Below are 20,760 nucleotides of genomic sequence, written 5' to 3'. Positions count from 1 at the left end.
TTCTCCGGCGGTTCCTGGCCCGGCCGGCACCGTGATGGCCAGGAGCCCGGCCGCGGCCACGCGGACCAGCGGCCTGCTAGAGCCCAAGGGTGTGGGCACGGCTGGTGAAGAAAATGCCACTGGGCTTCTCGGCATCGAGCGTTGCCACCGGCTCCAGGGTCCGGGTGTTGTAAACGGTCACCCGGTTGCTGTCTCTCGCCGAGACCCATACCTCTTCGCCCCGGGGCGTGAATTCCATGTGCAGAACCGCTTCACCGGGCTCGAGGGTCCGGATGATTTCCCGGGTCTGGGAATCAATCACCTGGACCACGTCGTTATTCGGATGCGCAAAACTGACCCAGATCTGGCGGTTGTCAGGACTGGCCATGACGAACACCGGCTGGCCCTGTACGGGAATTCTCCCGTCCAGGGACCAGTCATCCATCCGCGCCACCAGCACCTGGTGGTGCCCCACCGCCGGGAAGAACGCCTGGCCATCCGCAATAGCCCAGCCTTCCAGATGAGGCATCTTGTAGACCGGCAGTTTCTGTTCGCCCCTGCCGTAGTCCGGCAGAATCTCGGTAACCCCCTGATCCGGGTGCCAGAGGTCCAGCATGGACAAACCGTCCTCGCCGAAAAGGCCGGCAATATAGAACCGACCATCCGGGGTAATCAGCGCATCGTAGGGTGCTTCGCCGGCGTCGAACCGGTGAACCTCAGGTTCGGAAGCCGCCATGTCGAGCGTCCAGATCTGGTCCGAATCAAACAGGCTGAAGACAAACCGGTTCCCCGGGGCATCCACCAGTCCGACGGTCTTGGATTGCGCAGGCTTGCCTTCGGTATCGGCATAGCTGGCGGGAATATCCTTCACCAGCTCCAGAGTCTCGCTGTCAAAGACCTTCACCCCTCCGGGGTCGTAGTTGGAAACGGCCACAAACCGTCCGTCCTGCGAAATGGCGCCACCAATGCTGTTGCCCGACTGGAGCACGCGCCTGGCGATGGCAAGTTCCAGCAGGTCCACCTTGGTCAGTCCGCCATCACGACCGAACACATAGCCGTAACGACCGTCGCGGGAGTACACCACGGACGCGTGGGAGAGGTCTCCCAGCCCCTCAACCCGACCCAGTACCCGGTGGTGGCTGGTATTGATCACCAGGACCGAACCGGTCGCCCGCTCTATGATCAGGCCCAGATCCCCCGTGCCCATCCGTTCCGCAGCGGGCGCCGGGGGTGACAGCACCTGACAGCCGGCAAGACCGGAGATCAGCAGAATCATCAGTATCATGCGTTGAACAACAGGGCCGGGCCGTTCCATTGATTGGCGAACCTCCACGTGGGTCATTGGGGTGAAACCAGGGTGCCGGCCTTCAATTGCCGACTGATCCAGTCGATCTCTTCGGGTGCCAGAAGAGGCTTCCAGGGCGGCATGGCGGTATCCGGTACGCCTTCGCGAATAATCGCCGCGATCGCTTCTGCCGGCAGTTGATGCAGGTCTTCAGGACGCAGGGGTGGCCCCAATCCGCCTTTCAGGGTCATGCCATGGCAGGAGCCGCAGTCCTGCAACACCAGATTTGTCAGCTCCGGCCCTGAACGAACGTCATTCCCGGCGGCCGAGGCCGGGATCGGCAGGAGGGTCAACAGCATGACGCCCAGCTTCCATCGCCAGCCCGCGTTTGTGCCCATTTGCCGCCTCCCGTTTTCAGATTGGCCGGATTCATCGTGGCAACAGCCCTAACACCCATCCTTGATATTGGTTAAAACCACCGACAAAGACCAGAAATCATTTGGCATACCACCTGTTGGGTAGAGCCTCGACAAATAACATACATCTGACATTAATCAATGTTCGGAGAGCGGAAGAAGCGAAACCTAGAGGCACTCTTAAATCCAAGGAGAGAACCTGATGAGAGTATCGCGCATAATTTTCAAGCCTCTGGCTTTGGCAGTGGCCGTCGCCTCGTTTGGCGCCCTGGCTGCCACCGACGCCTCGAAACATCCCGATGACCCCGCCTCCACGGCCTACGAGGGTACGCCCAGCACCGTGGAACCGGGCTCTGCCAGGATCGTCCGCTCACCGGGCGCGCCCGACCTGACCGATGCCGAGTTCGAAAAAGCCAAACAGATCTATTTTGAGCGCTGTGCCGGCTGTCATGGCGTCCTCCGCAAGGGCGCCACTGGCAAGCCGCTGACTCCCGACATCACCCAGGAGCGGGGCATCGATTACCTCAAGGCCTTCATCAGCTACGGCTCACCGGCGGGCATGCCCAACTGGCTGACCTCCGGTGACCTGACCGAGGACGAAGTGGAGCTGATGGCCAAGTACGTCATGCACGAACCACCCCAGCCGCCGGAGTACAGCCTGGAGGACATGAAGGCGACCTGGGAAGTGGTTGTCCCGCCCGAGGACCGGCCCACCAAACAGATGAACGACCTGAACCTGAAGAATCTGTTCAGTGTGACCCTCCGGGATGCGGGCCAGATCGCCCTGATTGATGGCGATACTCACGAGATTGCCCATGTCATCAACACCGGCTATGCCGTTCATATCTCCCGGATGTCGGCCTCCGGCCGTTACCTGTTCGTGATCGGACGGGACGCGCTGGTGAACATGGTCGACCTGTGGATGGAGGAACCCGATACCGTCGCCAAGATCAAGGTCGGTATGGAGGCGCGCTCGGTGGAAACCTCCAAGTACAAGGGCTACGAGGACCAATACGCCATCGCCGGCACCTACTGGCCGCCCCAGTTCGTGATCATGGATGGCGAGACGCTGGAGCCGAAGAAGATTGTCGGCACCCGGGGCATGACCGTCGACACCCAGGAATACCATCCGGAACCGCGGGTTGCGGCCATCGTGGCCTCCCACGAGCACCCTGAGTTCATCGTCAACGTCAAGGAAACCGGCAAGATCATGCTGGTGAACTACGAGGACCTGGACAACATGAGCGTCACCACCATCGACGCCGCCCGGTTCCTGCATGATGGTGGCTGGGACAGCAGCATGCGCTACTTCCTCACCGCCGCCAACCAGTCCGACAAGGTTGCTGTCGTGGATTCCCGGGACAGGAACCTCGAGGCCATGGTGGAGGTGGGCAAGATTCCCCACCCGGGCCGAGGCGCCAACTTCGTGGACCCCGAGCATGGGCCGGTCTGGGCCACCAGCCACCTGGGTGATCCGACCATTCAGCTGATCGGCACCGACCCGGAAGGCCATCCGGACAAGGCCTGGAAAGTCGTTCGCACGCTGAACGGCCAGGGCGGTGGTTCGCTGTTCATCAAGACCCACCCGAAGTCCGACAACCTCTACGTGGACACTGCCCTGAACCCGGCCGAGGCGGTGAGCCAGAGTGTCGCGGTCTATGACATCAACAACCTGGAGGCCGGCTACGACGTGCTGCCGATCGCCGAATGGGCGGACGTCGGCGAAGGCCCGAAGCGGGTGGTTCAACCGGAGTACAACGTGGCCGGTGACGAAGTCTGGTTCTCGGTCTGGAATTCCCAGGATCTGACCTCGGCCCTGGTGGTTGTCGATGACAAGACACGCAAGCTGAAGAAGGTGATCAAGGACGAGCGGCTGGTGACACCCACTGGCAAGTTCAACGTCTACAACACCCAGCACGACGTGTACTGACCCGTTCCGGCCCGGAGGACAGACCATGAGACTGGATAGTACTGACAAGCAACTGATCAACCTGTACCAGCGGGATCTCCCGGTGTGCGAACGCCCCTATCTGGAGATGTCCCGACAACTGGGCATTTCCGAGGGCGAGGTTATCGATCGCCTGCAGACCCTCCAGTCCCGCCAGGTCGTCAGCCGGGTCGGACCGGTATTCGAACACCGGCGGGCGGGTGCAAGCCTGCTCGCTGCGGTGGCAGCACCGGAAGAACAGATAGATCTGGTCGCCGCCCGTATCAACCGTGCCCCGGGCGTCAATCATAACTACGCCCGGGAGCACACCTACAACCTCTGGTTCGTCATGACCGCACCGGACGAGGATACCCTCGACGAGCGGCTCGACGAACTGGAACACCAGCTGCGTTTGCCGATGCTGCGGCTGCCCATGGTCGAGGGCTATCACATCGACCTCGGGTTCGACATCGACTGGGAGGCGTTGTCGTGAATACCTCGATGGACTATCTGGCGGTCGTGCCACGACTGCCCGACCAGGGACGGATCAGCGCCTGGGGTCTGCTGCGGCTCCGGCAGCGGCTGGAACAGGGGCTGCCGCTCACTGCACGCCCGTGGCAGACCCTGGCGGAACAGACCGGCCTGACCGAACAGGAGGTATTGACCGCCGTGGATCACTGGCAGGCCCAGGGCCTGATCAAACGGCTGGGCCTCGTGGTGAAACATCGCACTCTGGGCTATACCGCCAATGCCATGGTGGTCTGGAACGTACCGGATCGCTGGGTAAGCTCTGTTGGCGAGGCCATCGCCGGGGCGCCCTTCGTGACCCTTTGTTATCAACGGCCCCGACGCCTTCCCGACTGGCCCTACAATCTGTTCTGCATGATTCACGGCGTGGACCGCCACCGCGTACTGTCCCAGCTTGACGACCTGATCACGGACAAGCATCTGGAGACGTTCCCCCATGCGGTGCTATTCAGCACCAAAGCCTATCGTCAGCGGGGAGCCCGATATGTCAGCCCGGACTGAACCGCCGGCTCGGGAGAGCACCATGGCGCCGCTCAATGACGTGGAAAAGGCCGTCATCAACCGGCTCCAGCATGGTCTGCCCCTGGTGCCAAGCCCCTACGCAACCGTGGCCGCGGAACTTGGCATTAGCGAAACAACCCTGTTGGCGACCCTTCGGGATCTGCTGGACCGACGGGTGCTTACCCGCTTTGGCCCGATGTTCAACGCTGGCGAAATGGGTGGCGGCCTCACTCTCGCAGCCATGCGCGTTACCGAGGCGGACTTCGACCGGGTCGCCCGCCAGGTCAATACCTTTGACGAAGTGGCCCACAACTACCGCCGGGACCACGAGCTGAACATGTGGTTCGTTCTGGCAACCGAGACCAGGGAAGGCATCGCCGGGGTGATCGAAGAGATCGAGAACCATACCGGTTACCGCGTCTACAACATGCCCAAGGAGGAGGAGTTCCATGTCCGTCTCCACTTTCCCGTCTGAACAGGACACCACCCCCGGATACCAGCTGTGCGCGCGGGACCGGCAACTGATCCTGGCAACCCAGGCCGGCCTGCCATTGACCACGGATCCCTGGGCCACGCTGGGCGAACAGCTGGACATGCCGGCAGACGAAGTCCTGGCCCGGTTCCAGCGCATGCAGGAAGCCGGTGTGCTGCGGCGAGTGGCCGCGGTGCCCGACCATTACCGGCTCGGTTATCGTTTCAACGGCATGACCGTTTGGGACATCCGAGACGAAGCAGTCTCAGCGATGGGCCGCCGGGTCGGTGAACTTTCCTTTGTCAGCCATTGCTACCGGCGCCCGAGGCACCTGCCCTGGTGGCGCTACAACCTTTTTGCCATGGTCCACGGCACCAGCCAACGGGAAGTCGAAGAGAAGGCCGCGCAGATCAGCAACTTACTGGGAGACACCTGTTCCGGCCATACCATCCTGTACAGCTCGGCGATTCTCAAGAAAACCGGGTTAAGACTGAAAAAGCAGGGAGATGCTTAATGTTCCGAATGACCCGCTACATCAAGACCCTGATGCAACCGACCCCGGTGCGCCCGGTGCCAAAGCCTTCGGGCCCGGTCGTGATCTGGAACCTGATCCGGCGCTGCAACCTCACCTGCAAGCATTGCTATTCGATCTCCGCGGACATCGATTTCAAGGGCGAGCTGAGTACCGAGGAGGTCTATGCCACCATGGATGACCTCAAGGCCTTCGGCGTACCGGTACTGATCCTTTCCGGCGGAGAACCGCTGATGCGCCCGGACATCTTCGAGATTTCCCGGCGGGCCAAGGCCATGGGTTTCTACGTGGGCCTGTCCACCAACGGCACCCTGATCACCGAAGACAACATCGGCAAGATTGCCGAGATTGGCTACGACTACGTGGGCATCAGCATCGATGGCCTGGAGCAGACTCACGACGCCTTCCGGCAGAAAAAGGGTGCGTTCCGCGAATCCATGCACGCAGTCGCCCTGTGCAAGCAGGCCGGCATCAAGGTGGGCCTGCGCTTTACCCTGACCCAGGACAACTATCCGGAACTGCCGGCCATGCTCGACATGCTGGACGAGCACCAGATCGACAAATTTTACCTCTCGCACCTGAACTATTCCGGTCGCGGCGGCCGCAACCGCAAGCGCGACGCCTGGTACGACATGACCCGCGAGGCCATGACCCTGCTGTTCAACCACTGTCACGACGAGCTCAAGCGCGGCATCGAACGGGAATACGTCACCGGCAACAACGACGCCGATGGTCCGTTCCTGATTGAGTGGGCCAGGGAGCATTACCCGGATCAGGTGCCAGCCCTGGAACAGCGCCTGACCAACTGGGGTGGCAACTCCTCCGGCGTCAACATTTCCAATATCGACAACCTGGGTGTCGTTCACCCGGATACCTTCTGGTGGGATTACAACCTGGGCAATGTCCGGCAGACCCCGTTCTCCACAATCTGGTCCCAAACCCGGGATCCCCTGATGGCGGGCTTCCGCCAGTACCCGCGACCGGTCAAGGGCCGCTGCGCCGACTGCCAATACCTTGGAATCTGCAACGGCAACACCCGGGTGCGGGCCTACAACATCTCCGGAGATTTCTGGGAAGAAGACCCCGGCTGTTACCTGACCAACGAAGAAATCGGTGTGGTGGATGCGCCCCGACGTGTGGCCGCCCCGGTGACAGAAATTCCGGTACACAATCTGTGAGGAGTGGCGCCATGACCCCCAATCCAAGGAAGAAATGCCTGGTGGAATTCCAGCTAGCGGAGCAGCCGCTACGCCCCGGTGAAGTCGCCATTGTCGGCGCCGGCCCCGGCGATCCCGGTCTGCTGACCCTGCGGGCCCTGATGTTGATTCAGCAGGCGGACGCCGTCGTATATGACCGTCTTGTATCGCCCCAGATCATGGAACTGGTCAACCCCGGGGCCGAGCGCATTCATGTGGGCAAGGCCAGCGGCTGCCACTACGTGCCCCAGGAGGAGACCAATGAACTGCTGGTCAAACTGGCGACGCAGAAACGCCGGGTGGTCAGACTCAAGGGCGGCGACCCGTATATTTTCGGGCGGGGCGGCGAAGAGGCCGAAGTGCTGGTGGAGAACGACATCGACTTCCTGGTCGTACCCGGCATCACCTCCGCCGCCGGTTGTGCCTCTTACTGTGGCATTCCTCTCACCCACCGGGACTATGCCCAGAGCGTGACGTTCGTGACCGGCCACCGCAAGGCCGATCAGTCCCTGGAGCTGAACTGGGCGGTACTGGCGGCGCCGGGGCAGACCCGGGTCTTCTACATGGGGCTGCACAATGCACCGACCATTGTCCGGGAGCTGATCGCTCACGGCCTGTCCGCCGACTGCCCGGTTGCCCTGGTGGAACGCGGCACCACGCCCCTGCAACACATGACGGTCACCACGCTTGCGAATCTGGAAGAGGCCATCCGCCAGGAAGATTTCCAGCCGCCGACCCTGATTATCGTCGGTGAGGTGGTCAATCTGGCCGCCAAGCTGGCGCGCCCCGTCCAGGCTGGCTGGGACAGTGCCCTGACCCGGCCGGCCTGAACGGCGCCCCAATAACCCGGAAACATGGAGCCACACCCGGTGATACAAGCCATTTTGCCGAACCGCCACACCCTGACCTCCAGCCTGTTACTGGCTGCCTCTCTGCTCGGCGCGCCAGCCTGGGGGGCAGCCCCCTCGGCACAGACCGAAACGCTGTACCAGCAAGAGTGCGCCAGCTGCCACGGTGTCAACCGCCTGGGCGGCATCGGTCCCGCCCTGTTGCCGGAGAACCTGTCGCGCCTGCGCAAGTCCGAGGCCGAAAGTGTCATCGCTTCGGGCCGACCGGCAACCCAGATGCCCGCCTTTGGCGACACCCTGAGCCAGCAATCGGTCACGGCGCTGGCCAACTTCATCTACCAGCCACCGGAAACCACGCCGGTCTGGGGCAAGCAGGAAATCCTGGGCAGCCACCTGTTACCTTATCCGGATGGCAGTCTGCCCGAAGAGCCGGTTTATGAAGCGGACCTGATGAACCTGTTCCTGGTTGTGGAGATCGGCGACCACCACGTTACCCTGCTCGACGGCGACAGGATGGAACCGATCCACCGGTTTCCGAGTCGCTACGCCCTGCACGGGGGGCCGAAATACAGCCCCGACGGCCGCTACGTCTATTTCGGCTCCCGGGACGGCTGGATCACCAAGTACGACCTGTACAACCTGAAAGTGGTGGCAGAGGTTCGCGCCGGCATCAACATGCGCAACATCGCAGTCTCTGCCGATGGCAACCACGTCATGGCCGCCAACTACCTGCCCCATACCCTGGTTCTTTTTGATGCCAGCAACCTGGAACTGATGAACATTATTCCGGTAGAAAACGACGCCGGCGACAGCTCCCGGGTCAGCGCGGTGTACGCCGCCCCACCCCGGGACAGCTTCATCGCCGCCCTCAAGGACATACCGGAAGCCTGGGAAATCACCGTGCAAGACGACAAGGCCAGAGTCCGCCGGATGCAGACCGACACCTGGCTGGACGACTTTTTCTTCGACCCCGGCTACGAGCACGTCATTGGCGCCGCCCGGGATGGCAAACATGGGTACGTCATCAACCTGGACACCGGCGACACTGTCGCCGAGCTGCCACTTCCCGGCATGCCCCACCTGGGTTCCGGCATCACCTGGGAATACCAGGGCAAACGGGTCATGGCCACCCCGCACTTCCGTACCGGTGCCGTGTCCATCATCGACATGGACAACTGGGACGTGATCAAAACCCTGGAAACCGAAGGCCCGGGTTTCTTCATGCGCAGCCACGAGAACTCACCTTACGCCTGGGTGGATGTGTTCTTCGGCCCCAACAAGGACAAGGTCCACGTCATCGACAAACAGAGCCTGGAGATCGTCAAAACGCTGCAGCCGGCTCCGGGCAAAGTCGCGGCGCACGTGGAGTTCGACCGCTATGGCGAGAAACTGTTGCTGAGTGTCTGGGACAAGGACGGTGCTGTCATCGTTTACGATGCCGATACCCTGGAGGAGGAGAAGCGAATTCCCATGAACAAGCCTTCCGGCAAGTACAACGTGTGGAACAAAATCAACTACGAAGAGGGAACCAGCCACTGAGCCCCCAGTGATGAACATGGGGTCAGATGAAAACGTTCATCTCACCCCGTTGTGGCTGCGATACCTCATCGCCCCGAAACTGTACGGATGCTGGGGTCAGATGAAAGCGTTCATCTGACCCCCTTCCTGGCGGCCCCTGAACAGCCGAAAGCTACCGGTCCTAATCGAGTTAGTGAAAATGCCTTAATGATTTAAGTCATTTCAAAAGATGCTTTTCTGATACGATAATTGACCCATTGTCCAATCGGGGTCAGAAACATGAACAGCATCTTCAGGCCAGACGCCTCATCCGCCCCCTGCATGCTGGGCGAAAACAACCCTGACATCATTCAGCACGACAGTGCTCCCGCCGAAGTTGTCCTGCTCAATGGTCTCAGCCGCGTGTTCGGCATCCGCCTGGGTAAAGACCAGCAAAGCCCGGAAGCCAGGTTTCTTGGCGACCTGACCCGCCTGTTCCATCAACGCCGGATAGACGCCGAAACGAACCTGGAGAAACATGATTCCCCCTGGGCCAATGTCTATCTCGTCCAATACGGGATCCTGAGGCTTTTCAGGGAAGCACCCAGCGGCAAGGTCGCGGTTCATCACTTCTTCTCCGAGGGCGATCTGGTGTGGCCGGTCTTCGGTCGCAGCCGCACGGTACGCAATACCCTTTGCCTCACCGCCAGCACGCCCGCCACCCTCTGGGTGGCGGACTTTGCCGCATTTCGTTCCGCCATCCGCTCCCACGGCGATGGCCTCTGGCCCCGTTTCGCCCTGGCGCTGACCGAAGAACTGGCCGAACTGACCAGTATGCGGGAGTTCCGCAAACACACGATGCCGGCAAGCGAGCGCTACCAGCTGTTACTGGAGGAGTATCCCGAGCTGGTTCGGCGGGTGCCGGACAACCAGCTGGCGTCCTGGCTGGGCGTGGTGCCAGCGACGTTCTCGCGGCTGAAAACGAATTCAGCCGGGTGAAGTAACGGTTGGAGCAGGCATAAAAAAGGGCAGCCAGGAAACCCGACTGCCCGAAACGCTCAACGCTTTGCAGAGCACCAACGATTACCCGTGAAGCTTCACCGCCAGTTCAGCCACGTGCTTGCCCTGGAACAGGGCGATGGCAGTTTCCTTCTCACTGGGCTGCCGTGAGCCGTCACCGCCGGCGATGGTCGTTGCGCCGTAGGGGGTGCCACCGTTGGTCTCGGAAATATCGAAGAATTCCGGAATACCGTAACCAAGGGGCACAATCACCATGCCGTGGTGCGCCAGGGTGGTCCAGAAGGAGGTAATGGTCTGTTCCTGACCACCACCGGTACCGGTGGATGCGAAAACACTCGCTACCTTGCCGTGCAGTTTGCCCTCGGCCCACAACCCTCCGGTCTGGTCCAGAAAGTTACGCATCTGACCGGACATGTTGCCAAAGCGGGTCGGTGTGCCGAAGATGATCGCGTCGTAATTGGCCAATTCCTGCGGATCAGCGACTGGCGCTCCCTGGTCAGCCTTGCCGCCGGCGTTCAGGAACGCCTGCTCCGGCATCGTTTCCGGAACCCGTTTGATCACTACCTCAGCGCCTTCCACGCTTCGCGCACCCTCGGCCACTGTTTCGGCCATAGTCTCAATGTGACCGTACATGGAATGGTAAAGGACAAGAACTTTCGCCATCGGTAACCTCCCGTTGTTTCAATATATACGGCAGGTTACCGCCGGCCGGATGACCATGAAACCGGAAGTTTTCCGATGGCTTGTTCAGTTTTTCTGAACATGGTCACAGGATGTTCATCCCGAGGCATTGCGTACAGGTGTACGCTGAAGTACCTTAAGCCCATGACTGATCCGGAATCCCCAACAATGACCCAAGCAAAGCAGACCTTTGACTCCATTCACCATCGCATCGAGGAATGGCTGAACAGCGCGACCCATGGTATCGGCGCCCTGCTCAGCGTGATAGGTACCGTGGCGCTCATTGCCGGTGCGAGCCAGTCAGGTGATGCCTGGAAAATCGTCAGCTTCAGTATCTTCGGGGCGTCACTGATCCTTCTGTACCTGGCTTCCGCGCTCTACCATGGCGCCCGTCGACCAGAACTGAAACGGGCCTTCAAGACCCTGGATCACTGCGCCATCTTTCTCCTGATCGCCGGCACCTACACCCCCTTCCTGCTGGTGAACATGCGGGGAACCGTCGGCTGGACCCTGTTTGCCGTGATCTGGTCCCTGGCACTGACCGGGGTAATCCTCAAAGTCATCTTCAAGAACCGCTTCAAGCTCGCTCGCGTGGGTATCTACATTGCCATGGGCTGGCTGATCACCTTCGCCTCCTCCGATCTGGTCGCCAACCTCAGTGAAACCGCACTCAACCTGACCATCGCCGGCGGCGTTGTCTATACCGCCGGTGTGGCGTTTTACCTGGCGGACCGCATCCCCTACATGCACGCGGTCTGGCACCTGTTCGTCATCGGTGGCAGTGCCTGTCACTTCAGCGCCATCTATTACGGCGTGTTGCCTCACGCCGTCTGATCAGAACGCCCAGACCATGCCCATCAGCACGCCCCAGGCCAGCAAGGACGCGGCCATGACGGTGTATGTGGCAGACATGGCAACCACATCGTTGTCGCTCAGGTGACACAGCGATCGCACCCCCTGGTAGACCAGCGCACAGGACACAAACAGCCCTGCCAACACCGCGACCACGCTGACCGCCAGCACCGGCACCAGCAGCGCCAGCGAAGACAACCAGAGCGGCAGTGGTGCGATGGCAGCCAGAAGGTAGGCGTCCTGGTAACTGACCTGCAGTTTATGGCCATCCAGCACGGCGTGGATCAGCCACCCCATGACAAAGAATGTCAGCAACTCGGCCAGGAACAGAATCGTGGTGATGAAACGCCACTCCTTACCGGCAAAGCCCGCAATGAAGCTGTCACCGTACTGGGTACCGGCATAATAAAGCAGAACCGGCGGCAGAAAAGACAGGGGTACCACCACAACCCAGGCCAGGAAGGGAATGGACAGATTCAGTCGCCGCAGTTCCGACCAGGCACCATTGCCGGAAAACGGCAGACAGGCAAGCTGTGTAATATTCATGATGCACCTTTACAGATCGGCTTCCGATACTTTTAACTGTTAGCCCTGTGCCGCAGAACCGTCAAGGACAGCAGATGACACCGGACAAGCCGGGCCGTCCCGGCAAAAACATACATGCTTTCTGGCTGTTCTTTCCGGCTGCGGCCATTCTCGCCGCCCTGGCCGTTCCGCTATCCATCTTCGCCGTACTTTCCGGGACCGGATGGCCACCGGGGCTGATTGGAGCCGGTCATGGCCATGAACTGATCTTCGGGTTTGCCCTGGCATTGATTGCCGGCTATACACTCGGGCCCCAGCCCCGACGGGTACTGCTGCCGCTGTTCGCCCTGTGGCTGTTGGCAAGGATTACATGGCTGCTGGCTCCGGACAGCTGGGCAGCTCAGTTGCCAAGTCCCGCGTTTGCCCTGTTATTGGCCTATTACGTGGTACCCCGGTTCAACGCCGCCAAAAAGTGGCGCAACAAGATAGCGGGGCCGCTTATCCTGACGCTGTGCCTGATGGTGCCCGGGTTCTGGCTTACGGGCCTGGCCGGCCCGGAGAATCTGCTCCCGGCCCCAACATTGCTCCTGCACAGCGCCGTTCTGGGGTTGCTGCTCCTGATGACCTTCATGGGCGGCCGCATCATTGCACCTGCGGTCGCCGGCACGCTGGAGAAAAAGGGCATCCCTCTGGAAGCCAGGGTCCAGCCGAGAATAGAGGGCGCGCTGATTGTTCTGCTGATTTCTGCGATGGGCCTGGCGATGAGCGAAGTCACCAACCGGTTTGCCGGGATCTTGCTCCTGGCGTCAGCCCTGTTGATTGCCGTCAGGATCCTCCGCTGGCGTGTGTGGCACTGCCCGGAGCGTCCGGATCTGCTGGTTTTCGCGACCGGTTATCTCTGGCTCGCGGCTGGCGCTGGCGTCAGCGGCCTACACCTGCTCTCCGGCGCCCCCGCAACCCCGGCCCTGCACCTGATTACCGTTGGTGCCCTGGGGACGCTGTCCGCGAGTGTGATGCTTCGGCTGGCGTGGCAGCGGGCATCACGCCGCCCCCCTCCGGGATGGCAGGTCATCACCGTCGCGGTGTTGCTGGGACTGTCCGCACTCGGCCGCTACCTGGCCGGCCCGACACCGTTTGCCAGCCCCTTCTGGCTCTGGCTTTCTGCCGCGCTCTGGTGCACTACCTATCTTGGCGTCGCCATACAGCTCCTGGCACTTTTCCGAGCGGCACATAAGCCCCGGAAATGATTGGCTACCTCCACTGCGCCGCAGCCGCTCCTGACTACCCCCTTCGAAATATCACCCTTGCACCTTATTGTTTTTAATAGATTTTTCATCGTTTCTGACGACTCAAAACGGCCTTGAAATTCCGCATCACAATCCCCCACCCGGCCGCCTTGATGATTATCAAGAATGGTTCTGCCACTTGATTTGCACAATGACACCAAACCTAAAGAGCCACGGGTGCCGTGGCTTCGGGTTAGCAAACCGAGGAGCAATAAACATGGCCAACAGCAGAGCAGACGCCGGATTGATCGGCGACAACAATCGCACCAACGCCGACATCGAAAACTGGGATGTCGAAAATGAAGAGTTCTGGGAACGGGAGGGCAAGCGTGTTGCCACCCGCAACCTGTGGATTTCAATCCCCAGCCTGCTGGTCGGTTTTGCAGTCTGGCTGATGTGGGGCATGATCACGACACAGATGAAGAACCTGGGGTTCCCATTTACGGTTGATCAGCTTTTCACCCTGAGCGCCATTGCAGGCCTTTCAGGCGCGACCTTGCGAATTCCGGCCTCGTTCATGATCAAGATCGCCGGTGGCCGCAATACCGTGTTCCTGACCACCGCGCTGCTGATGATCCCGGCGCTCGGCACCGGCATCGCCCTGATGAACCCCGACACACCGTTCATCGTCTTCCAGGCCCTCGCGCTGCTCTCCGGCATTGGCGGCGGTAACTTCGCCTGCTCCATGAGCAACATCAGCGCCTTCTACCCGAAGAGCAAACAGGGCTATGGCCTTGGCATGAACGCCGGCCTGGGTAACTTCGGCGTGACCACCATGCAGGTCCTCATCCCCCTGGCGATGACGGTCGGCATCTTCGGCGCCCTGGGGGGTGATCCGATGCAGCTGCAAAGCCCCAGTGGCACCCTGATTGGCCGCATCGAAGCGGGCACCGACACCTGGATCCAGAATGCCGGCTTCATCTGGCTGGTGTTCCTGATTCCTCTGGCATTCGCCGGCTGGTTCGGCATGAACAACCTGAAGGTGGTCACCCCGAATCCGGGCAGCCCCCTGTCCGCCTTCGGCAAGATCCTGGGCCTCTACGGCGTCGGCCTGCTGACCTCTGTTGCCGGTGTCTGGGCACTTTCCATCATGAACATGTGGTTGGCCCTGCCGCTGACCATCGTGCTGACCGTGGCGCTGCTGCGCCTGATTCCCGGTGACATCCAGCCCAACATCAAGAAACAGTTCGCGATTTTCAGCAACAAGCACACCTGGTCCATGACCGTGCTGTACATCCTGACCTTCGGTTCCTTCATCGGCTTCTCGGCGGCACTGCCCCTGTCCATCAGCGTCATCTTCGGCAACATGATGGAAGTCGGCGCCGACGGCGCCATGACCCGAGTGGTCAACCCGGACGCTCCGAGCGCCCTGACCTGGGCCTGGATGGGTCCGTTCGTCGGCGCTCTGATTCGTCCTGTGGGCGGCTGGATTTCCGACAAGATGGGCGGATCCATCGTGACCCAGATCATCTCCGTGGTCATGGTGGTCGCTTCCGTGGCAACCGGTTACGTGATGATGCTGGCCTACAACTCCACCGATCCGAACAGCTACTTCGCCCCGTTCCTGATCCTGTTCATCATCATGTTCGCCGCCAGCGGTATCGGTAACGGCTCCACGTTCCGCAGCATCGGCTTTATCTTCGACCAGCAGCAGAAAGGCCCGGTCCTGGGCTGGACCTCTGCCGTCGCCGCCTACGGCGCCTTCATCGCGCCCCGGGTGATGGGCCAGGAGATCCAGGCTGGCACCCCGGAGGTGGCGATGTACGGCTTCGCGGTGTTCTATGCGGTGTGCCTGTTGGTTAACTGGTGGTTCTACCTGCGCAAGAACGCCTACATCAAGAATCCGTAAAAGCAGGACAGCAACAACCCCCGAACCGGCCTCCTTTTCTGGAGGCCGGTTTCTTTTTGGCCGGTCAGTCCTGACCGGTTAATGTGCGGTTCGCATCACTTCTTCACTGCCGTGACAATAAGAACCGGCAACGGAAATTCCACCTCACCGTCCGGCCGGGTATAGGGTGCCAATGCTTCCTCGGCTTCCCGGATCACCGCGTCAACAGTCTGTTCATCCAGCCGGATCTGGGCAAAGGGGAACCAGCCCCGGACATCGGAGGTAACCATAGTGCCCACATCCGGAAAACGGGCCCTGCCCTCCAAACTCGTAATCACTGCATCACCGATCCCGGCATCCGCAAAACACGATGCCAACACATCCGCATCGCCCAGGCTGAACGGGCTGCGCAGAGCCTGCCCCACCTCTTCTCCGACCACACGGGTGTATATGTCCACCATCGCACCGTAGGCCGGCAAGGAATCAAGTGAATCAAACACGGCAACTGCCAGCCGTCCACCGGCTGCCAGCACCCGCATCATTTCCCGCAACGCCTGTTCCGGGGCTGGAAACAGCATGAGTCCGAACTGGCTCACAACAGCGTCAAACCTCGCGTCTCCATAAGGCAACTGCTCTGCCGACCCTTCCCGCCAGTCAATGGCTCGCCCCCCCATTTTCCGTGCGACCGCCAACATCGCCGGGTTGATATCCAGCGCCGAGACAGCACCCTGCGGACCAACCCGCTGTGCCAGGTCCCGGGCCAGAACGCCGGTGCCACAGGCAACATCCAGCACCCGCTGACCTTCCCCGACCATGGCAGCATCGGCCACCGGTGCAGACCACTGTCCGAACAGAGCCGGGACCAGCAGTTGTTCATAGGTTTCCGCGACCGTTTCAAACGGATCGGCGGCTTCACGATCCTCCTCTTCCATAGCCATTGTCCTCCCTGGTCATGCGCGACTGTCATTTCTCCGGGCCAGGATCATTTCATCCTGCCCGAGCAATTGGACCGTTTTTTAGCGCGATTACGCCCCGCCATCCCCAAAACAAAAAAAGCCCGCCGGGATTGCTCCCGGCGGGCTGTTTCGAGGGGCTGGCCTCAGCTGGTGCTGGCGGCCGCCTGGCGCAGGCGCTCCTCTTCCTCAATCTGACGGTCAACCGAGGATACGTGGTACTCATCAGAGAAACCGCTTTCCGGCTCCTTCAGCCACATCACACACAGCACCCAGCTGATGAAGGCACCGGCAGCAATGATGTAAAAGAACTGGGTCGGGGTGACAAAGGTGAAGATGGTCAGGTACACCACTGCTCCAACGTTACCGTAGGCCCCGGCCATGCCGGAGATCTGGCCGGTGAGACGGCGCTTGATGGAGGGAATGATGCCAAAGGTGGCTCCCTCTGCCCCCTGTACGAAGAAGGAGGTGAATACGGTAATGCCCACGGCAATGATCAGCGGCCAGTTGGAATCCATCAGCCCCATCATGGCGAAGCCGACCGCAATCCCGAACATATAGCTGAGCATCACGAAACGCCGGTTACCCATCCGATCCGAGACCAGGCCGCCCATGGGACGGGCCACCAGGTTCACGAAGGCGAAGGACGCGGCAATCAGGCCGGCCGCGGTCGCGCTCAGGCTCCAGGTTTCCTCGAAGAACATCGGCAGCATGGAAACCACGGCCAGTTCGGCACCGAAGTTCGCGAAGTAGGTGCTGTTCAGGGCCGCAACACTGTTGAACGGGTACTTGTCATCCTCCGGCACGCCTTTCTTCAGAATGGGGACGTTGACCCGCAGGATCTGGATGATCTGATAGCAGACGATGGCAAAGATCACCGCGTAACAGATGACCGCTCCGGTGGTGCTCAGGTAGCCCATGTTCTGGATGCGCCAGACCAGGATCGCCAGCACGCCCACCAGGGGGATGGTCCACAGGATCAGCTTAACCATATCGCCCCAGGTGCTTACTTCCAGCGCAACGGCCTTGCGGGGCTTGCGGTGTACAGTGCCAGCCGGGCCGTCAGTGATGGCAAACCAGTAGTAGACGCCGTAGGCCGCCATGACGATGGCGCTCTGGGCAATGGCCCAGCGCCAGCCGTCTTCACCGCCATACATGTGCAGGGCGATGGTCGGCAGGGAGATGGCGGCCGCGGCGGAACCAAAGTTGCCCCAACCGGCGTAGAAACCCTCGGCAAAGCCGATGTCCTTGGGCTTGAACCACATGGCGGTCATGTGGATGCCGACCACAAAGCTGGCACCGATGGAGCTGAGCACCAGGCGGCTGACCAGCAGCTGGGTCATGGTATTACCAAAGGCAAAGAACAGCGCCGGGATGGACATCAGCACCATCAGCACGGAGAACACCCGGCGGGGACCGAACCGGTCCAGGGCCATGCCCACGACAATGCGGGCGGGAATGGTCAGCGCCACGTTGCAGATGGCAAACAGGCGGAGGTCATCGGCGGTCAGCCAGTCCACGCTCTTGAGCATGCTGGACGCCAGGGGCGCCATGTTGAACCACACGTAAAAGGTAATGAAGAATGCAATCCAGGTCAGGTGCAGCGCCTTGATCTCGGCGTTCCTGAAGCGGAAGACGTCAGCGACTTTCATGTCAGCCTCCTCGGGCTATCAAACGGAATCTCGGGACCGGCCGGTTCAACGGCTGGGCAGGATCAGGAGCGGACACTGGATCCGACGGGCGAGAAACGAACTCACGCTGCCGAAGGTCATGTAATCCAGTTCATCCACGAAATAGGTGAGCGAGCGGGCAATGAAACCGCCGTCCGGCTCATGGCTGTGGCGGGCAATCACCAGCATGTCCGGGTGGATCTTTTTCTCGGCGGCATACAACAGCATCTTGCGGGGATCGCCCTCGAGCAGCATGGTCTCGGCAGCCACGTCCTCGTTCTGGCACACCTCCATGGCCTCGCTCAGGTAATCCTTGAGCTCCGAAACTTCCTGCTGGAACAGGTCCTCATTACCCGAGGTGATGTCCCGGGGATTCTCCGCCACCGCCACCAGGGTCAGCTGCGGTTTCAGGTCGTGAAACATGGTGATGGTCTGTGCCAGGGCCAGCCGGGCATTGCGCGATCCATCGTAGGCAATCATGATTTTCATGGCTTTCTCCGAAGGCGTTTACAAACCCCGCCAGACGGGGCATCAATTGATATCTGTCGGCCATTAGCCCACATTCGCTGACACCCCATAATTGACGTAAATCAACGCTCGTAACGCCTACCCCACGAGAGAAATCAAGAACCTATCCCCTCACGGGCAAAATCCGCCAGTTTCCTACCACCACCCCATCCAACTGGAGGTACCTCCAATGCCCCGCATGAAAAAACCCTGTATTTGATATGGTTAAACCATCATCGAATGCAGGAATGGAGGGCAGCAATGACCACTACTCCGACACGACCACAGCAGTACCGGGCACTGGGTTTATCGACCTTCTCATTCACCCTGTGCTTTGCGGTGTGGACCATTTTCTCCATCATCGGGATCCGCATCGCCGAGGACCTGGGGCTGTCCGATACCCAGCTGGGCCTGTTGATGGCGACCCCGATCCTGACCGGGTCTATCAGCCGCTTATTCCTGGGCATCTGGACCGACCGCTACGGCGGGCGCTGGGTGTTCGGTATCCTGATGCTCACCACCGCTGCCTGTGTGTACCTGCTGACCTTCGCCACCACCTATCCCATGCTGCTGGTCGGTGCTCTGGGGGTCGGCCTGGCCGGCGGTTCCTTCATTGTCGGAGTGGCGTACACCGCCGCCTGGTTCGAGAAAGAGCGGCAGGGTACGGCTCTGGGCATCTTCGGTGCGGGTAACGTGGGGTCAGCAGTCACCAACTTCGGCGCGCCGTTCCTGCTGGTGGCGTTTGGCTGGGAGCAGACCGCCCAGATCTATGCCACGATCCTCGCCATCATGGGGGTGGCATTCATCCTTTTGGCCAGGGAAGACCCGCTGGCGGCCGAACGGGGTGGGGAGAAGGCCAAAACCTTCATGGAGCAAATGGAGCCGCTCCGGGAGCTGCGGGTCTGGCGCTTTGCCCTCTACTACTTTTTCGTGTTTGGTGCCTTCGTGGCCCTGGCCCTGTGGTTGCCACACTATCTGATCGGCGTGTACGGGCTGGACATCAAAACGGCCGGCATGATTGCGGCGCTCTATACCATCCCCGCGTCATTGTTCCGGGTCCTGGGCGGCTGGCTGTCTGACCGGTTCGGTGCCCGGCGGGTCATGTACTGGACATTCGGTGCCTCGGTGGTCTGCACCTTCCTGCTCAGCTACCCGCCTACAGACTATGTCGTCCACGGCATCGAGGGCGACATCCGTTTCACCCTGGACATGAACCTGCCGATGTTTGTGGTGCTGATTTTCACCCTCGGATTCTTCATGTCCCTGGGCAAAGCAGCGGTGTACAAGCACATTCCGGTGTACTACCCGATGCATGTCGGCGCTGTGGGAGGTGTTGTGGGCATGATCGGGGGCCTTGGCGGCTTTATCCTGCCCCTGGCCTTCGGTGCCCTGAACGACATCACCGGAATCTGGCAGAGCTGTTTCATGCTGATGTTCGTGATTGTAGCTGCCGCCCTCGTCTGGATGCACTACGCCATCCGGACCGCGGAACGGGAGGAATGGGCCGCCCATGAGGAAAGGACCGACCTGCCGGAACTGGCCACGCCGCATCTTTTCTACCCGCTGAACCGTCCCCGGCGACACCCTCCCGCCGGTACGAATCCGCCCCGGAAGGACTGACCGGGGCCTCTCGCGCAGACGTCGCCTGCAGCCTTGCGCCCCCGACCTTCGGGGGCTTTTTTGCTGGTATACTGGGCCGGTGAACCAAGCGAGGAAACCATGGCAAAGTGGCTGGTCAAGACTGAACCTTCTGAATGCGGCATCGAGGATTTTGCCAGTGCCCCTGAAAAACCCATTCCCTGGGACGGCGTCCGCAACTACCAGGCGCGAAACTTCCTGCGCGAAATGAAGGAGGGGGACGAGGTCTTTATCTATCACTCCAGCTGCAAGCACATCGGCATTGCCGGCATTGTGGAGGTGGTCAAAAACGCTTATGCCGACCCCACGCAGTTCGACCCAACCTCCGACTATCACGACCCGAAGAGCGCGCCGGAAAAGCCCCGCTGGGATGCGGTGGACCTGAAGTTTGTCCGCAAGCTGCCCCGACTGATCCCGCTGGACGAACTCAGGGCACTCCCCGACCTCGAGAGTCTGCCCCTGGTGCGCAAAGGCAACCGGTTATCGGTGATGCCGGTGAGCGACCCGGAGTGGCAGGTCATCCTCCGGCAGGACTGATTGATTCGTGACATTCCGGTAAATCCCCTACCCCGAACCCTGACCGGACATTAGAATTGGCGCCGGTTTTCCTTTTTTTGCG

20 protein-coding genes and 1 pseudogene are annotated in these 20,760 nt (G+C 60.8%); 14 read left to right on the top strand and 7 right to left on the bottom strand.

From position 1 onward, the window contains the following. Nucleotides 1-76 precede the first annotated feature (76 nt). Together MD273_RS02340 and MD273_RS02335 are read right to left on the bottom strand one after the other, a co-directional pair. Nucleotides 77-1,255 (bottom strand): cytochrome D1 domain-containing protein, encoded by a 1,179-nt coding sequence (locus MD273_RS02340; protein ID WP_239036155.1) that lies wholly within the window; start codon nt 1,253-1,255, stop codon nt 77-79. A 62-nt stretch (nt 1,256-1,317) separates the two neighbouring features. Continuing rightward, nucleotides 1,318-1,662, bottom strand: coding sequence for a c-type cytochrome (locus MD273_RS02335; protein WP_239036154.1), 345 nt, complete (start codon nt 1,660-1,662; stop codon nt 1,318-1,320). A gap of 220 nt (nt 1,663-1,882) precedes the next feature. Between MD273_RS02335 and MD273_RS02330 the strand changes: the two genes are divergently transcribed. The 9 genes and pseudogenes from MD273_RS02330 (at nt 1,883) to MD273_RS02290 (ending at nt 10,180) form a co-directional block, all read left to right on the top strand. After that, nucleotides 1,883-3,610 (top strand): nitrite reductase, encoded by a 1,728-nt coding sequence (locus tag MD273_RS02330; RefSeq protein WP_239036153.1) that lies wholly within the window; start codon nt 1,883-1,885, stop codon nt 3,608-3,610. Between the two features lie 25 nt (nt 3,611-3,635). After that, on the top strand, nt 3,636-4,100 hold the full coding sequence (locus MD273_RS02325) for an AsnC family transcriptional regulator (protein WP_239036152.1): 465 nt from the start codon (nt 3,636-3,638) through the stop codon (nt 4,098-4,100). An 8-nt stretch (nt 4,101-4,108) separates the two neighbouring features. After that, nucleotides 4,109-4,636 (top strand): siroheme decarboxylase subunit beta, encoded by a 528-nt coding sequence (gene ahbB / locus MD273_RS02320; protein ID WP_239037598.1) that lies wholly within the window; start codon nt 4,109-4,111, stop codon nt 4,634-4,636. Further along, nucleotides 4,620-5,111 (top strand): Lrp/AsnC family transcriptional regulator, encoded by a 492-nt coding sequence (locus MD273_RS02315; RefSeq protein ID WP_239036151.1) that lies wholly within the window; start codon nt 4,620-4,622, stop codon nt 5,109-5,111. The genes ahbB (MD273_RS02320) and MD273_RS02315 overlap by 17 nt, the downstream gene beginning before the upstream one ends. Next, nucleotides 5,086-5,622, top strand: a complete 537-nt coding sequence (gene ahbB, locus MD273_RS02310; protein ID WP_239036150.1) for a siroheme decarboxylase subunit beta — start codon at nt 5,086-5,088, stop codon at nt 5,620-5,622. The genes MD273_RS02315 and ahbB (MD273_RS02310) overlap by 26 nt, the downstream gene beginning before the upstream one ends. After that, complete coding sequence (gene nirJ, locus MD273_RS02305; RefSeq protein WP_239036149.1) at nt 5,622-6,818, top strand: heme d1 biosynthesis radical SAM protein NirJ; 1,197 nt, start codon at nt 5,622-5,624, stop codon at nt 6,816-6,818. Before ahbB (MD273_RS02310) ends, nirJ begins: the two co-directional genes overlap by 1 nt. Nucleotides 6,819-6,856: 38 nt before the next feature. Further along, nucleotides 6,857-7,666 (top strand): annotated as a pseudogene (cobA, locus tag MD273_RS02300) (uroporphyrinogen-III C-methyltransferase); the annotation flags it as partial. 42 nt (nt 7,667-7,708) lie between these two features. Beyond that, nucleotides 7,709-9,223 (top strand): cytochrome D1 domain-containing protein, encoded by a 1,515-nt coding sequence (locus MD273_RS02295; RefSeq protein WP_502846040.1) that lies wholly within the window; start codon nt 7,709-7,711, stop codon nt 9,221-9,223. 258 nt (nt 9,224-9,481) lie between these two features. After that, nucleotides 9,482-10,180 (top strand): Crp/Fnr family transcriptional regulator, encoded by a 699-nt coding sequence (locus MD273_RS02290; protein WP_239036147.1) that lies wholly within the window; start codon nt 9,482-9,484, stop codon nt 10,178-10,180. 84 nt (nt 10,181-10,264) lie between these two features. Here the strand turns inward: MD273_RS02290 and wrbA are convergent, their stop codons facing one another. Then, nucleotides 10,265-10,864: an NAD(P)H:quinone oxidoreductase gene (gene wrbA / locus MD273_RS02285; RefSeq protein ID WP_239036146.1), complete on the bottom strand. Its 600-nt coding sequence runs from the start codon at nt 10,862-10,864 to the stop codon at nt 10,265-10,267. Between the two features lie 186 nt (nt 10,865-11,050). On the opposite strand from wrbA, the gene trhA reads away from it, so the two are divergent. Then, complete coding sequence (gene trhA / locus MD273_RS02280; RefSeq protein WP_239036145.1) at nt 11,051-11,716, top strand: PAQR family membrane homeostasis protein TrhA; 666 nt, start codon at nt 11,051-11,053, stop codon at nt 11,714-11,716. On the opposite strand, the gene MD273_RS02275 is transcribed toward trhA, so the two are convergent. After that, a complete protein-coding gene (locus MD273_RS02275) occupies nt 11,717-12,280 on the bottom strand; it encodes a Yip1 family protein (protein ID WP_239036144.1) in 564 nt (187 codons plus the stop codon). 74 nt (nt 12,281-12,354) lie between these two features. Here MD273_RS02275 and MD273_RS02270 point away from each other — a divergent pair, with 74 nt between their 5' ends. After that, a complete protein-coding gene (locus tag MD273_RS02270) occupies nt 12,355-13,506 on the top strand; it encodes an NnrS family protein (RefSeq protein ID WP_239036143.1) in 1,152 nt (383 codons plus the stop codon). A 256-nt stretch (nt 13,507-13,762) separates the two neighbouring features. After that, on the top strand, nt 13,763-15,394 hold the full coding sequence (locus tag MD273_RS02265; RefSeq protein WP_239036142.1) for an MFS transporter: 1,632 nt from the start codon (nt 13,763-13,765) through the stop codon (nt 15,392-15,394). 95 nt (nt 15,395-15,489) lie between these two features. Here MD273_RS02265 and MD273_RS02260 read toward each other — a convergent pair whose 3' ends face one another. The 3 genes from MD273_RS02260 to MD273_RS02250 form a co-directional block, all read right to left on the bottom strand. Then, entirely contained in the window at nt 15,490-16,311 is an 822-nt protein-coding gene (locus tag MD273_RS02260) for a class I SAM-dependent methyltransferase (protein WP_239036141.1), read from the bottom strand. Nucleotides 16,312-16,472: 161 nt separating this feature from the next. Further along, nucleotides 16,473-17,978: an MFS transporter gene (locus MD273_RS02255; RefSeq protein ID WP_239036140.1), complete on the bottom strand. Its 1,506-nt coding sequence runs from the start codon at nt 17,976-17,978 to the stop codon at nt 16,473-16,475. Between the two features lie 45 nt (nt 17,979-18,023). After that, on the bottom strand, nt 18,024-18,485 hold the full coding sequence (locus MD273_RS02250) for a universal stress protein (RefSeq protein WP_239036139.1): 462 nt from the start codon (nt 18,483-18,485) through the stop codon (nt 18,024-18,026). A gap of 279 nt (nt 18,486-18,764) precedes the next feature. Here MD273_RS02250 and MD273_RS02245 point away from each other — a divergent pair, with 279 nt between their 5' ends. Then, nucleotides 18,765-20,123: an MFS transporter gene (locus MD273_RS02245; RefSeq protein WP_239036138.1), complete on the top strand. Its 1,359-nt coding sequence runs from the start codon at nt 18,765-18,767 to the stop codon at nt 20,121-20,123. A 99-nt stretch (nt 20,124-20,222) separates the two neighbouring features. After that, entirely contained in the window at nt 20,223-20,678 is a 456-nt protein-coding gene (locus MD273_RS02240; protein ID WP_239036137.1) for an EVE domain-containing protein, read from the top strand. The last annotated feature ends 82 nt before the right edge of the window (nt 20,679-20,760 follow it).

The organism is Marinobacter sp. C7, assembly GCF_022343555.1.
GTDB lineage: Bacteria > Pseudomonadota > Gammaproteobacteria > Pseudomonadales > Oleiphilaceae > Marinobacter.
The sequence above is the reverse complement of the archived record's forward strand: the minus strand, read 5'-3'. Positions and strand labels throughout refer to the sequence as shown.

What these genes read in the sequence shown, in the direction of transcription:
- ahbB (WP_239036150.1), top strand. Translation starts at nt 5,086, where the DNA reads ATGTCCGTCTCCACTTTCCCGTCTGAACAGGACACCACCCCCGGATAC.
- MD273_RS02250 (WP_239036139.1), bottom strand. Translation starts at nt 18,485, where the DNA reads ATGAAAATCATGATTGCCTACGATGGATCGCGCAATGCCCGGCTGGCC.
- MD273_RS02315 (WP_239036151.1), top strand. Translation starts at nt 4,620, where the DNA reads ATGTCAGCCCGGACTGAACCGCCGGCTCGGGAGAGCACCATGGCGCCG.
- MD273_RS02325 (WP_239036152.1), top strand. Translation starts at nt 3,636, where the DNA reads ATGAGACTGGATAGTACTGACAAGCAACTGATCAACCTGTACCAGCGG.
- MD273_RS02290 (WP_239036147.1), top strand. Translation starts at nt 9,482, where the DNA reads ATGAACAGCATCTTCAGGCCAGACGCCTCATCCGCCCCCTGCATGCTG.
- trhA (WP_239036145.1), top strand. Translation starts at nt 11,051, where the DNA reads ATGACCCAAGCAAAGCAGACCTTTGACTCCATTCACCATCGCATCGAG.
- MD273_RS02335 (WP_239036154.1), bottom strand. Translation starts at nt 1,662, where the DNA reads ATGGGCACAAACGCGGGCTGGCGATGGAAGCTGGGCGTCATGCTGTTG.
- MD273_RS02270 (WP_239036143.1), top strand. Translation starts at nt 12,355, where the DNA reads ATGACACCGGACAAGCCGGGCCGTCCCGGCAAAAACATACATGCTTTC.
- MD273_RS02240 (WP_239036137.1), top strand. Translation starts at nt 20,223, where the DNA reads ATGGCAAAGTGGCTGGTCAAGACTGAACCTTCTGAATGCGGCATCGAG.
- MD273_RS02275 (WP_239036144.1), bottom strand. Translation starts at nt 12,280, where the DNA reads ATGAATATTACACAGCTTGCCTGTCTGCCGTTTTCCGGCAATGGTGCC.
- MD273_RS02265 (WP_239036142.1), top strand. Translation starts at nt 13,763, where the DNA reads ATGGCCAACAGCAGAGCAGACGCCGGATTGATCGGCGACAACAATCGC.
- MD273_RS02340 (WP_239036155.1), bottom strand. Translation starts at nt 1,255, where the DNA reads ATGATTCTGCTGATCTCCGGTCTTGCCGGCTGTCAGGTGCTGTCACCC.
- MD273_RS02245 (WP_239036138.1), top strand. Translation starts at nt 18,765, where the DNA reads ATGACCACTACTCCGACACGACCACAGCAGTACCGGGCACTGGGTTTA.
- MD273_RS02260 (WP_239036141.1), bottom strand. Translation starts at nt 16,311, where the DNA reads ATGGCTATGGAAGAGGAGGATCGTGAAGCCGCCGATCCGTTTGAAACG.
- wrbA (WP_239036146.1), bottom strand. Translation starts at nt 10,864, where the DNA reads ATGGCGAAAGTTCTTGTCCTTTACCATTCCATGTACGGTCACATTGAG.
- nirJ (WP_239036149.1), top strand. Translation starts at nt 5,622, where the DNA reads ATGTTCCGAATGACCCGCTACATCAAGACCCTGATGCAACCGACCCCG.
- MD273_RS02330 (WP_239036153.1), top strand. Translation starts at nt 1,883, where the DNA reads ATGAGAGTATCGCGCATAATTTTCAAGCCTCTGGCTTTGGCAGTGGCC.
- MD273_RS02255 (WP_239036140.1), bottom strand. Translation starts at nt 17,978, where the DNA reads ATGAAAGTCGCTGACGTCTTCCGCTTCAGGAACGCCGAGATCAAGGCG.
- ahbB (WP_239037598.1), top strand. Translation starts at nt 4,109, where the DNA reads ATGGACTATCTGGCGGTCGTGCCACGACTGCCCGACCAGGGACGGATC.